This window comes from Streptomyces sp. NPDC051913 (genome assembly GCF_044593635.1).
Classification (GTDB): Bacteria; Actinomycetota; Actinomycetes; order Streptomycetales; family Streptomycetaceae; genus Streptomyces.
In genome coordinates, this window is the sequence record NZ_JBIUCI010000003.1 from 456,500 (window position 1) to 469,155 (window position 12,656).

General features: G+C 68.5%; 9 protein-coding genes. 3 read left to right on the forward strand and 6 right to left on the reverse strand.

The features are described from left to right. Positions 1-12 precede the first annotated feature (12 nt). Both ACIHIX_RS11125 and aspS read right to left on the reverse strand, forming a co-directional pair. Positions 13-888 carry an intradiol ring-cleavage dioxygenase gene (locus ACIHIX_RS11125; RefSeq protein ID WP_399953053.1) on the reverse strand — a complete coding sequence of 292 codons (876 nt, stop codon included), beginning with the start codon at positions 886-888 and terminating at the stop codon, positions 13-15. Between the two features lie 136 nt (positions 889-1,024). Then, on the reverse strand, positions 1,025-2,788 hold the full coding sequence (gene aspS / locus ACIHIX_RS11130) for an aspartate--tRNA ligase (RefSeq protein WP_399953056.1): 1,764 nt from the start codon (positions 2,786-2,788) through the stop codon (positions 1,025-1,027). Positions 2,789-2,971: 183 nt separating this feature from the next. Between aspS and ACIHIX_RS11135 the strand changes: the two genes are divergently transcribed. Continuing rightward, positions 2,972-5,119 (forward strand): SpoIIE family protein phosphatase, encoded by a 2,148-nt coding sequence (locus tag ACIHIX_RS11135; protein WP_399953059.1) that lies wholly within the window; start codon positions 2,972-2,974, stop codon positions 5,117-5,119. Here ACIHIX_RS11135 and ACIHIX_RS11140 read toward each other — a convergent pair. Then, positions 5,080-6,150 (reverse strand): AI-2E family transporter, encoded by a 1,071-nt coding sequence (locus tag ACIHIX_RS11140; RefSeq protein ID WP_399953062.1) that lies wholly within the window; start codon positions 6,148-6,150, stop codon positions 5,080-5,082. The two genes, ACIHIX_RS11135 and ACIHIX_RS11140, sit on opposite strands and share 40 nt — an antisense overlap. A 252-nt stretch (positions 6,151-6,402) precedes the next feature. On the opposite strand from ACIHIX_RS11140, the gene ACIHIX_RS11145 reads away from it, so the two are divergent. Continuing rightward, on the forward strand, positions 6,403-7,890 hold the full coding sequence (locus ACIHIX_RS11145) for a recombinase family protein (RefSeq protein ID WP_399953065.1): 1,488 nt from the start codon (positions 6,403-6,405) through the stop codon (positions 7,888-7,890). Positions 7,891-7,966: 76 nt separating this feature from the next. On the opposite strand, the gene ACIHIX_RS11150 is transcribed toward ACIHIX_RS11145, so the two are convergent. The 3 genes from ACIHIX_RS11150 to ACIHIX_RS11160 form a co-directional block, all read right to left on the reverse strand. Continuing rightward, positions 7,967-8,938, reverse strand: a complete 972-nt coding sequence (locus ACIHIX_RS11150; protein WP_399953068.1) for a pirin family protein — start codon at positions 8,936-8,938, stop codon at positions 7,967-7,969. Positions 8,939-9,053: 115 nt separating this feature from the next. After that, entirely contained in the window at positions 9,054-11,012 is a 1,959-nt protein-coding gene (locus ACIHIX_RS11155) for a YncE family protein (protein WP_399953070.1), read from the reverse strand. A gap of 165 nt (positions 11,013-11,177) precedes the next feature. Beyond that, entirely contained in the window at positions 11,178-11,642 is a 465-nt protein-coding gene (locus ACIHIX_RS11160) for an SseB family protein (protein ID WP_059194285.1), read from the reverse strand. Positions 11,643-11,763: 121 nt separating this feature from the next. Between ACIHIX_RS11160 and ACIHIX_RS11165 the strand changes: the two genes are divergently transcribed. Beyond that, positions 11,764-12,552, forward strand: coding sequence for an intradiol ring-cleavage dioxygenase (locus ACIHIX_RS11165; protein WP_399953073.1), 789 nt, complete (start codon positions 11,764-11,766; stop codon positions 12,550-12,552). Positions 12,553-12,656: the final 104 nt, after the last annotated feature.

Genomic DNA, 12,656 nt, shown 5'->3' on the forward strand with positions numbered 1-12,656 from the left:
TCCCACAGGAACTCACGAACCGTCGTTGGTCGCCTCGGGATCCACACCGACCGTGATCGAGCCGCGCACGCCCTTGGCGATGTGGTCCTTGCGATAGCGCAGCTTCAGCAGACCGCCCGCGGTGCCGGTGCCGTCGTAGATCGTGTCCTCGTCGAGCGTGGTGCGTTCGGCGGCGTTGGAGGCGTACGGCTCCACGGCCGCCGAGGCGAGCACCGACTCCTCGTCGAAGAAGAACTGGCCGGTGTGGCAGGTGTTGCCGCCCTCGTACCCGGCGTCCGTCCACTCGCCGTTGACATGCACCTTGACGTGGATGTGCACCGTACGGCCTCGGTACCAGCCCGGGAAGACGGTCTTGAAGGTGACGTGTCCGTGCTTGTCCGTCCGCCAGGTGCCGCGCAGATAGCGGGTGTCGTCGGTGGGCTCCTGATGGCCGCCGCCACCGCCCGGGGGAGGGCCGGTGGGGACGTCCGTGGGAGTGCCGGTCGGCGAGTCGGTCGGCGCCGGTCCACCCCCGCCACCCCCGTTGCCCATCCCCTCGTACCCGGAGTACACGCCCACCGCGTCGCAGTGCCAGATGTCCACGGCCGCGTCGCGGACCGGTCGGCAGGTCTCGTTGTCGATCACTTTGAGGGCGAGGAGCAGCGGGATGCCCTCCCGGTCCTCGGTGACGTCCCGGCGGATCTTGTCCGCGTCGATGTAGTACGGCCCCTCGGTGGTCTCCGAGGTGAGCTTGTAGCAGGCCTCGGCCGCCACCCGCTCCTCACCCGCGGACGCGTTGACGGCGAAGGCGCCGCCCACCCCCACCGCGGTCACCGTGGCACCGCCGGCCGCCAGGACCGTACGACGCCTCAACTGGCCTGTTTCATCGGCTTTCTGATGTCCCGTCATGCCACGGGACGCTAGAGCCGGGAAAACCTGAGAGAACATCGGAATGAGCTGTGAATCGTGGTGCGCAAGGGAAAGGGCTCGAAACCGACGCCGGTTTCGAGCCCTCCTACCCCAACTGCCTTACTTGGGCTGCGCCTTACTTCGGCTGCGGCTTGCGCACCGACAGGTGCAGCTCCTTCAGCCGCGCCTCCTCCAGCTCCGTCGGCGCGCCCATCATCAGGTCCTGGGCGTTGCCGTTGAGCGGGAAGGCGATGGTCTCGCGGATGTTGGGCTCGTCCGCCAGCAGCATCACGATGCGGTCGACGCCCGGGGCGATGCCGCCGTGCGGCGGGGCGCCGAAGCGGAACGCGCGCAGCATGCCCGCGAACTTCTCCTCGACCGTGTCACGGTCGTAGCCCGCGATCTCGAAGGCCTTCAGCATGATCTCGGGCTCGTGGTTCCGGATCGCGCCGGAGGACAGCTCCACACCGTTGCAGACGATGTCGTACTGCCAGCCGAGGATGTCCAGCGGGTCCTGGGTCTCCAGGGCCTCAAGACCACCCTGCGGCATCGAGAACGGGTTGTGCGAGAAGTCGATCGCGCCGGTGTCCTCGTCCTTCTCGTACATCGGGAAGTCGACGATCCAGCAGAACCGGAAGACGTTCTCCTCGAAGTGCCCGGCACGCTTGGCGGCCTCGACCCGCACCGCGCCCATGATCTTCGAGACCTCGTCGAACTCGCCCGCGCCGAAGAACACCGCGTGCCCGGCGGCCAGCGACAGGCGCTTGGTCAGCTCGGCGACGTTCTCCTCGGTGAGGAACTTGGCGATCGGCCCGGACAGCGAACCGTCCTCGGCCACGCGCACCCAGGCCAGGCCCTTGGCGCCCTGCGAGACGGCGAAGTCACCGAGCTGGTCGAAGAACTTCCGCGGCTGTGCGGACACGTCCGGCACGGCCAGCGCACGCACGTGCTTACCGGCGAAGGCCTTGAACTCCGAGCCCTCGAAGACATCGGTGATGTCGACGAGCTCCAGCTGGGCCCGCAGGTCCGGCTTGTCGGAGCCGTACTTCAGCATCGCCTCACGGAACGGGATCCGCGGGAACGGAGAGGTGACATGACGCCCGTTGCCGAACTCCTCGAACAGCTCGGTCATGAGCTTCTCGATCGGCTGGAAGACGTCCTCCTGCTCGACGAAGCTCATCTCGACGTCGAGCTGGTAGAACTCGCCCGGCGAACGGTCCGCACGCGCGTCCTCGTCACGGAAACAGGGCGCGATCTGGAAGTAGCGGTCGAAGCCCGAGATCATCAGCAGCTGCTTGAACTGCTGCGGCGCCTGGGGGAGCGCGTAGAACTTGCCCGGGTTCAGACGGGACGGCACGACGAAGTCGCGCGCACCCTCGGGAGAGGTCGCCGACAGGATCGGCGTGGCCATCTCGTTGAACCCGAGAGCCACCATCTTGGAGCGGATCGAGGCGATCACCGACGACCGCAGCATGATGTTCTTGTGCATCCGCTCGCGGCGCAGGTCCAGGAAGCGGTACTCAAGACGCCGCTCCTCGTTGACCCCGTCCTCGGCGTTGATCGTGAACGGCAGCGGGGCGGCGGCGCCGAGCAGCTCGACCTCGCTCACCTCGACCTCGATCTCACCGGTGGGCAGATCCGGGTTCACGTTCTCGGTTCCACGTGAAACAACGCGGCCGTCGATCCGTACCGTCGACTCCTTGGAGACCTTGTCCAGGGCCTCGTAGGCGTCCGTGCCCGGGCGGGCGACCAGCTGCGTGATGCCGTAGTGATCGCGCAGATCGATGAAGAGGATGCCACCCAGGTCGCGCCGATTGTGCAGCCAGCCACTCAGCCGGACGTCGGTGCCGACGTCAGAGGAGCGGAGCTCGCCGCAGGTGTGGGACCTGTACCGATGCATCGTCGTTCATCGTCCTTACAGTGTGGGCGTGTGCCGAGGGTCACTCCCCGACAGGAACGGGCCATGGTGCCCGGACCTCCCAAGGGTACCGGCCACCCCAAGATCGGCTCTCCACCCTTTACGTCGTATGCATGCATGGGCCATCAGTGGCACGGTGCGATCACCTCTTCTTACAGTGGGGCAATGCGCACTGGTGAGCCCCTGCCCGCCGTGGGGGAGGTACTCGCCGCCCTCGCTACCGGCCTGTGGCACTGGGACACCGCGACGGGCCTGGTCACCGTGGACGCCGAGGCCGCCCGGCTGCTCGGGCTGCGGGCCGAGGCGACCACCCTCACCGAGGTCCAGGCACGCGCCCGGATGCACCCCGTGGACTGGAACGAGATCACCGGGGTCATCCAGCTCGCCGTCGCCGAGGGCACCCTCGCCGAGGTCCGCATCCGGATCATGGACGAGCAGAACCGGGTCGTCCGGGTCGTCCGCAGCCGTTCCAAGCCGTCCTACGACCCCGAGCGCCGCGCCTTCGTCCTGATCGGCGCGATGCAGGAGGTCACCGAACCCTCACCGACCACCGCGGCGGCCCGCAGCAGCACCGCGGTCACCGGCGACTGGCGTCGCTCCCGAGAGGCGTTCCTGCTGGACGCGGGCCGCGCCCTGGCCGAGGCCCGCTCGACGGAAGAGGTCCTGCGCGTCGCCGCCGGCCTCTCCATGCCCGGCTTCTCCCCCGACGGCCTGGCCGTCTTCGGCGTCGAGGGCGACCGTCTGAAGATCATCGGCCACCACGGCCAGCAGCCCGGCGACGAGGACCCCTTCACGCACATGTCCCTGGCGACGGACTACCCGGCGGCGGAAGTGGTCCGCACCGGCCGAGCGGTCTACCTCTCCACCCCCGAACGCTATCGAGACCGCTACCCGGTCACCTGGCCGCTCGCCGCCCACTTCGGCCGCCAGTCCTGGGCGTTCCTGCCGCTCACGGTCGCCGGCCGCACGATGGGCGCCTGGATGGCCGCCTTCGCCTACCCGGTGGCCTTCACCCCCGACGAACGCTCGGTCCTGACCACCGTCGCCCGCATGCTCGCCCAGGCCCTCTCCCGAGCCGAGGCCGCGGAATCCGCCCGCGAGCTCACCGACGGCCTCCAACGCTCCATGCTCCCCAAACTGGGCCCCGAGATACCCGGCATGAGCGTCGCCGCCCGCTACGTCCCCACCGGCGGCGGCCTCCAGGTCGGCGGCGACTGGTACGACATGATCCCGCTCCCGAACGGCCGCCTGGCCCTCGTCATCGGCGACGTCCAGGGCCACGACGTCCGCGCGGCGGGCCTGATGGGCCAGCTCCGCATCGCCCTGCGCGCCTACGCCTCCGAGGGCCACCGCCCCGACGCTGTCCTCTCCCGCGCCTCCCGCTTTCTGCACGGCATGACGTACGACGACGACCAGAACCCCGGCGACCTGCGCTTCGCGACCTGCCTCTACGCCGAGGTCGACCCCAAGACCGGCGCCCTCGACATCGCCCGCGCCGGCCACCCCGACCCGGCGATCCGCATGGCCGACGGCACGGTCATGACCCGCCGCACCGACGGCGGCCTCCCCCTCGGCATCGACCCGGACGCCGACTACCCGACCACCCGGCTCACCCTCGAACCCGGCGAGACGATGATGGTCTGCACCGACGGCCTCCTGGAAACCGGCGGACACGACCTCGACACGGGCTGGCAGCGCGTCCGCACCATCCTCGAAGCCCACCGGGGCGACGACCTGGAAGAACTCGCCGACGCCCTGGTCCAGGCGGTCCACGGCCCCTCCTCCCACCACACCCCGGGCCCCCTGGCCGACCGGCGCGAGGACGACATAGCGGTCCTGCTGCTGCACCGCGAGGGAGACGGCTGCGGCTGCGGCGACACCGTCCCCGTGCCCCAGGTCCGCCGCACGATGCTCTCGGTGGCCCAGGCGGAACCGGAACGCGTGGCCGTGGCCCGCGAACAGCTGCGCGACCTCCTCCACGACTGGCCCTCCCCGGACCAGGTCGACTCCGCGGTCCTGCTCCTCTCCGAGATGCTGACCAACGTCCTCGTCCACACGGACGCCGACGCGCTGCTCCTCGCGGAGATCCACGGCGCAGGCCCCGGCGCCCGCCGCCTGCGCATCGAGGTCACCGACACCAGCGACGACCTCCCCCACAAACGCCGCCCCGGCGAACTCGCCTCCTCCGGCCGCGGCCTGATGCTCATCGAACTCCTCGCGGACGCCTGGGGAGTGGACCCGCGGGGCGAGGGCAAGAGCATCTGGTTCGAGCTCTACGAGTCGGCGACCGGCGAGTCCTCCGCGCCCTCGTAACGCTCCCGCAGCTCGTGCGCGATCCCGAACGCGGCGGCGGTGAGCGGCACGGCGAGCAGCATCCCGAGCACCCCGGAGACGGACGCCCCGGCGGTGATGGCGACCATCACCGCCGCCGGATGCATCTGCACGGTCCGACTCTGGATCACGGGTTGCAACACATGCCCTTCGAGCACCTGCACGGCCAGCACGACCCCCAGCGCCCACAGCGCGATGACGAACCCACGATCAGCCAGCGCGACGAGGACGGCGACAGCTCCCGAGATGAAGGCGCCGAGATAGGGGATGTAGGCCCCGACGAACACGAGCGCCCCCAGCCCCACGGCCCCCGGAACATCCAGGATCAACAGTCCGACGCCGATACAGGTGGCGTCGATGAGAGCGATGATCGTGGTCCCTCGCATGAACCCCTCCACCGCCTCGAAGGCCCGCCGCGCCATGGCCTCGACGAGATCACCGGCCGAGGAGGGCACCAGCGCCCGCAACGCACCGACGGCCAGATAGGAGTCCCGCAGAAAAAAGAAGACAAGAAACAGCGCGAGAACAGCCATGGCAAGGGCCTCCCCCACCACACTGACCCCACTGATGACCCCGGAAGCGGCGGTCCCCCCGAACTTCCCGAGCAGGTCCTTGGCGTTGGACGCCAGATCGTCCAACGAGGTCCCGGCAGCCCCGAAGTGATCCGCGATCCCCTGGGCCGCGTCCTTCAACGAGGCGACGATCTCATCCCCGGTATCGATCAGCGCGGCGACGACGATGTACACGGCCCCACCGACAACCCCGACAACCGCCACACAGGTGAGCCCGGCCGCCGGCGACCGCCCCACCCCGACCTTGATGAGCCACCGGTGAAGCGGCCCGAGCAACGCGGTCCCGAGCAACGCCAGCAGCACGGGCACGACAGCGGTCCTGAACTCCGCACAGAGCCGAATCCCGACGTAGCCGACCCCGGCGACGAGAAGCGCCACGGCACACCAGGCGGCGATGCGGCGGACAGGGGCGGGAAGCAGCGCTGTTGACGGTTCCTGCATGCTCCCATCTGGCCATACGTCAGTTCCGGTGTCGCGCAGGCTCAGCCGAACGAGGCCGGCGGAGCGGCGGGCTGGACCCCGGACGAAGTCGACACCACACATCCTGGCCCTCACCCCGTAGGGCTGATCACTTTTCGCAATCGGCTGCGACACTCCGTAGTGATCACTTAGCGTTCGCGACAACAAACAACCCCGGCCGGGTGTTCGCAGCACCCGCCGGGGTCTCACCACAAGATCGAACGGACCGATCTGATGGATATCAGCGACTCTAATGCCGCCCTGCCCGCTCCCGCACACCTGAGCGCTCCCAGCAGGCCAGGAATCGTCACCGGAATGGCGATTCACGCCGGGATCTACGTGCGCCAGTCAGAACGTCGCGCCACCGGCAGCGAAGCCAGCACCGCCGCACAGCGCGCAGAGTGCCTCGGGGCCATGGAGCTGTGGGACGTTCCACCAGCGCACATCGAGGTCTACGAGGACCTGGGCATGAGCGCCTTCAAGGACGTCAAACGCCCCGCATACGAACGCTTGCTGCGCGATGTCCGAGCAGGCCGCATCAACGTGATCGTGGTGCACTACATGTCGCGGCTCAGTCGCAAAACCGCCACGGAGACGATCGACGAGCTCCGTCCTCTTCTCATGAACCGGGTTCGCGTCGTCAGCGTCGGCGAGCGTCGCGAGTTCCACGCCGACAACCAACTCGCCCTCACGGAACTGCTGTTCAAGCTCCAGGCCAGCCACGACGAAAGCCTGAACAAGAGCAACGCGATCCGGGCCGCCAAGGCACTGGAGGCCAGCTTGGGCGGCTACACGGGCAAGGCCCCCTTCGGCTTCACTCTCGTCCACGAGACGCGCAGGTCAGCCGGTGGAAGGCCGGTCAACGTCAAAGTCCTTACCCCTGATGCGGAGCACGAGGCACCGATCGTCCGCCGCATGGTGGAGATCGTCGAGGAGTGGGTCGCCAGGGGCGACAAGTCCGGCTCCTGCTGGAAACTCGCCCGCCGGCTCGAAGCCGAAGGGCACCTGACACGCGGTAGGAGGACTGCACAGCAACACGCGGACGCCCCCTGGGACGCGGCCACCACCAAGCGCATCCTGATCGACCCGCGTATCGCCGGCTTCGCTTGTGAAAGCGTGTATGGCAAGCGTCGGGACGGCACACTGAGCAGAAGGATCGCCGAGTATCGGATCATCCGTGACGACAGCGGCAACCCCATTCCGGCGTACGAGCCGATCGTCAGTCCTGAACGGTGGTACCGCGTTCAGAGGTGGTTCACCGACCGGCACCCCGGCGGCGAGGGCTGGCAGGGCCGCCCCTCAGGGATCCTGTCCGCGATGAAACTCCTTTACTGCGAGTGCGGCGCCTCCATGACGCACGGCGGAACAGGCGCCAAGAAGCACTACCGATGCCGCCGCCGGACCGCGAAGCCGGACCAGCACATGGGAGAGGTGACCATCGGGGCGAAGGGGATCGAGGAGTACCTGGCCCGCCGGATTCTCGCCATGCTCACGGCTCCTCAAGGCAATGAAGGGGCCGCAACGGTTCTCGCCAACGCGTCGGCGCGCTATGCGCGTGCACAGGAGCAGCAGGAATCCCCGGAGGTCACCGAGGAGCGGGACCGGCTCTTGGCCGAGCGGGCGAACCTTTGGCACGCACGGCAACAGCAGCACGCGGACGAGCGAGAGTCACGCGTCAGTGTCACCTGGGCAGGCGGCATCCACCTCGACGTACTGCCGTAACAGCGGACAGAAGGGCTCGAAGCCGCACATCAGCCTGCGGCTTCGAGCCCTGCACACCTGCCGGATCGGCCTGCCCCTACAGGCCACCCTCCGACATTCCATGCACCGCGGGAATCGTCCCCAGTCGGCCCTTCTGGAAGTCGTCGAACGCCTGCTGGAGTTCCTCACGGGTGTTCATGACGAACGGGCCGTAGTGGGCCATGGGCTCACGGATCGGCTGGCCGCCGAGGATGACGACCTCGAGGTCCGGGGTGTGCGAGTCCTGCTTCTCGTCCGCGCGGACCGTCAGGGACGAACCCGTGCCGAAGACCGCGGTCTGGCCGAGGTGGACGGGGCGTCGTTCCGTGCCGACCGAGCCGCGACCGGCCAGGACGTACGCCAGCGCGTTGAAGTCCTCACGCCACGGCAGCGTGATCTCCGCGCCCGGCGCGAGCGTCGCGTGGATCATCGTGATCGGCGTGTGCGTGATGCCAGGGCCTTCGTGGCCGTCCAGTTCGCCCGCGATCACCCGCAGCAGGGAGCCACCGTCCGGTGATGTCAGAAGCTGGACCTGGCCACCGCGGATGTCCTGGTAGCGCGGGTCCTTCATCTTGTCCTTGGCCGGGAGATTCACCCAGAGCTGGAGACCGTGGAAGAGACCGCCGGACATGACCAGCGACTCGGGCGGGCTCTCGATGTGGAGGAGGCCCGAGCCGGCCGTCATCCACTGGGTGTCCCCGTTGGTGATGGTGCCGCCACCGCCGTTGGAGTCCTGGTGGATGAAGGTGCCGTCGATGATGTACGTGACGGTCTCGAAGCCCCGGTGCGGGTGCCAGGGGGTCCCCCGCGGCTCGTTGGGACCGTAGTCCACCTCCCCCATCTGATCCATCATGATGAACGGATCCAGATGCCGGTAATTGATCCCGGCGAACGCACGGCGCACCGGAAAGCCCTCGCCCTCGAAGCCGCTCGGTGCGGTCGTGACGGTGAGTACGGGACGGGCCACGGCGTCTGCCGGTGCGGCGACGCGGGGCAGTGTCAGCGGGTTCTCGACGGTCACTGCAGGCATGTCGGTACCTCCTTGGTGCGTCCAGTTTAGTTGAGCATTGAACTTCCTGCCACCCCTAACGGCAGAAGCCCGGAGGGCATTCCCTCCGGGCTCCGCCGCACGGGTCAGCCCCGCGTCAGTTGCTGAAGTACAGGTACTTCCAGGATCCGTACGTCGTCGAGTTCACCGTGTCACCGGACGAGCTGTTGACGTACACCGAACGCATCCGCGCCCGGATGCCCGACTCACCGGGCGCCCCGAGGGAGACGGCCGACTTGCCGTTCGTGCCGAGCGGGAAGTACTCCGAGTCCGTCGAGTACCACGAGCCCTGGTAGTAGACCTGGAGGTCGAAGCGCTGCTCACGGCCCGGGTAGTAGGTCATCGTCGTGGTGAGCAGCGGGTCGGTGTTCTTGTGGAACCAGTAGTACGACGTCGAGCCGATCTTCGCCGTCTTGTAGTGCTTCGAGACGGCGGTGGAGATCTTCACCTTGGCGTAGGCCGTGGACTTGACCGTCTTCGGCTTGTAGCGGGCGTCGCCCGAGAAGACCGCGGTGACGGCCGTGTCCCGGGTCATGTCGACCCAGGCGCTGATGTTGCCGTCGGCGTTGACCGTGCCGGCCTTGATCAGCTTCTTGCCCTTGTCGCCGCCGAAGGGGTCGGCGTAGATCGAGACCGAGCGGCCCTTGTAGGTCGTACCGAGGTGCGCCGTGAACTTCACGTCGGTGCCGTACGAGTAGAGCTTGCCGTTGTTGTTCAGGCTCAGGGAGGTGGACGCGCGGGAGACCTCGACGGTGTCGGAGGCGGTGGTCGGCAGGTGGTCGGCGTCGCCTGCGTACGTGGCCTTGTAGGTGACCTTGCCGCCGGCCGGTGGGGTGTCGGTGAAGGAGTAGGTGCCGTCGGACTTCACCGTGACGGACGCCAGCGCCTTGCCGTTCGGGCTCTCCAGGTCGGTGCGGGTGACGGCGAGCTGAGTGCCGGCGGCGAACGGGACCGATGCCGTGAGCCTCCCCTTGACGGTGAGCTGCTTGGCGCGGGTGGCCGTCGCGGGAGCGTTCACCTCGAGGATCGACACACTGCGGGCCGGGTCGGTCAGCGCCTTGAGCGTGTAGCCGCCGCTCGGGGTGGATACCAGCGCGAAGATCCGGGAGGCGTCCGGGCTCCAGACGAAGTCGCTGGCGTCGACGGGGTAGGTCCTGATGGGTGTGGTCGCGCCGGGCGCGTAGACCGAGACACCGGAGACCAGCAGTTCGGTCTGAGCGACGAGGCCGTTCGGCGCGATGTCGGCCCATCGGCCGGTCCGGTAGGAACCCGCCGTGGTGAACGTCCCGTCCGCGTAGGCGTATCGGTTGGTGCCGTCGACGAGGACCTGCGAGGTGCCCGGCACCAGGTCGATGTCCTCGTGCGGGGACGGCTTCGGGGACGCGCCGTCGTACGAGGCGATCAACCGGGGTGTGTCCCCGGAGACGTCGAGGACGGCCATCAGCTGCTTGCCGGAGTCCCAGTAGTCGACCGCGCCCAGGGCCAGCAGTCCGGGTCGGGACGGGTCGGTGTCCAGCAGGGCGGTGCTGGAGACGCCGTGGTTCTCCAGCGGGAGCTGCCCGAGCGTTACCGGGTCGGTGCCGCTCGCCGGGTCGACGGCCGGGTCGACGGAGCCCAGATTGCTTTCCGTCCCTGCGGCGTACTCGCCGTAGGTGAACCAGACCTTGCCCTCCGTGACCTCCAGGTACACCGGTCCGATGCCGGCTGCCACGGGATACCGGGCCTTCACATCGAGGGTGGCCGCGTCCAGGGCGACGATCTCGTGGCTGACGCGCGCCGCCGCGTACAGGGTGCTGCCGTCTTCGGACAGCGCCAGGTCGAAGACGCCGTCGATGCCCTCCACCGAGTCGACTCGGTTGCCGTTGTAGTCGGCGGCGATGATCCGGTCGTTGGCGTCGTCACCGACGAAGACCCGCTTGAGCACGTCGTCCACGACGATGCCGCCCTGCGAGCCCACGACGAACGAGGCGGCCGAGGCCGGACCGGCCGATCCCGCGGTCAGCGCCACCGAGCCGAGAAGGACCGCGAGTGCCGTCGCGGTCGAGGTGCTGCGCATGCGCACAGTGATGAAACCCCCACAAGGAATCCCGGGGTCGCCGGGAGATGAGAGCGCCGCGCGGCACCCGGACGCGATGTGGCGTGCGGGGCGCGGCTGCCAAGGGGGAACTCTATGGCATGGCTGTGACAATCAAGTGAGGATTTTCCTGCCGCCGGGCACCGGTCAGCCGTACATCCGCCGCATCGCGAACTCGACCATCTGTTCGACCGCCTTGGCGTCGAACACCATCCGGTGTTCGCCCTCCATGTCGAGGACGAAGCCGTATCCGGTCGGCAGGAGGTCGATCACCTCGGCGCCGGTGATCACGAAGTACTTGGACTCCTTGCCCGCGTACCGGCGCAGTTCCTTCAGCGAGGTGAACATCGGGATCACCGGCTGCTGGGTGTTGTGGAGGGCGAGGAAGCCGGGGTTGTCGCCGCGTGGGCAGTACACCTTCGACGTGGCGAAGACCTGCTGGAAGTCCTCGGCGGCGAGCTGTCCGGTGGTGAAGGCGCGCACCGCGTCCGCGAGGGACGGCGGGGACGGCTCGGGGTACAGCGGCGGCTGCTGGCCGTACCCGCCCGGCATCTGCTGCTGTGGCGTGGCGTACTGCTGCTGCGTACCCGCGCTCTGGTCGTAGCCGTACATGGGCGCAAGCGTACCGAGCGGGGCGGGGGCGGTGGGCGGCTACGGGTGTCCGGGAAACCGACAGGGACTCGACAGCGGTCGGCCGTGGCTTTGGACGGTCGGCGCTCATAGCGTCTGCGACATGCGCGACCACCACGGCCACGAGGCCGATGAGCACGACCGGGGACTCTCCCACGACCTCCCCGTCCTCGCCCGTCGCCGGATGATCCGGCTGATGGCGGGGGCGGGTCTGGTGCCGCTGGTGGGCTGCTCCGCCGAGGACGGTTCCACCGACTCCGCGTGCGCCGCCATCCCCGAGGAGACCGCCGGCCCTTACCCGGGCGACGGTTCGAACGGGGTGAACGTCCTCAAGGAGAGCGGTGTCGTGCGCGGCGACCTCCGGCGCAGTTTCGGCGATTCCGCGGGCGGTACCGCCGAGGGGGTCCCGTTGACCGTCACCCTCACCGTCGTCGACGCGGACTCCGGCTGCGCTACGCCGAGGAAGGGCGCCGCGGTGTATCTGTGGCACTGCGACCGGGAGGGCCGCTACTCCCTCTATACGGAGGGGGTCACGGACGAGAACTATCTGCGGGGCGTGCAGGAGACCGACGAGAGGGGTCAGGTCACCTTCACCAGCGTCTTCCCGGGCTGCTACACGGGCCGCTGGCCGCACCTCCACTTCGAGGTCTACGACAGCCTCGCGGACGCGACCGCCGCGACCGACATCACCAGCACCTCGCAGCTGGCCTTCCCGAAGGGCGTCTGCGACACGGTGTACGCCACCGAGGGCTACGAGGCGAGCGTGAGCAACCTCGGCAGCCTGTCCCTGGAGAGCGACAGCATCTTCAGCGACGGCCACGACCGGCAGCTCGCGACCATGAAGGGCAGTGTGGACGCGGGATACACGGCCACCCTCACCGTTGCGGTGTGAACCGTCACAGATGGCCGGATCGGGGTTGCGGCTTATTACCGGCGGGTAGCATCATCGTATCGAAGCTACTTGTCGGTACGTGAACTAGCGCGAGGATCCAGTGC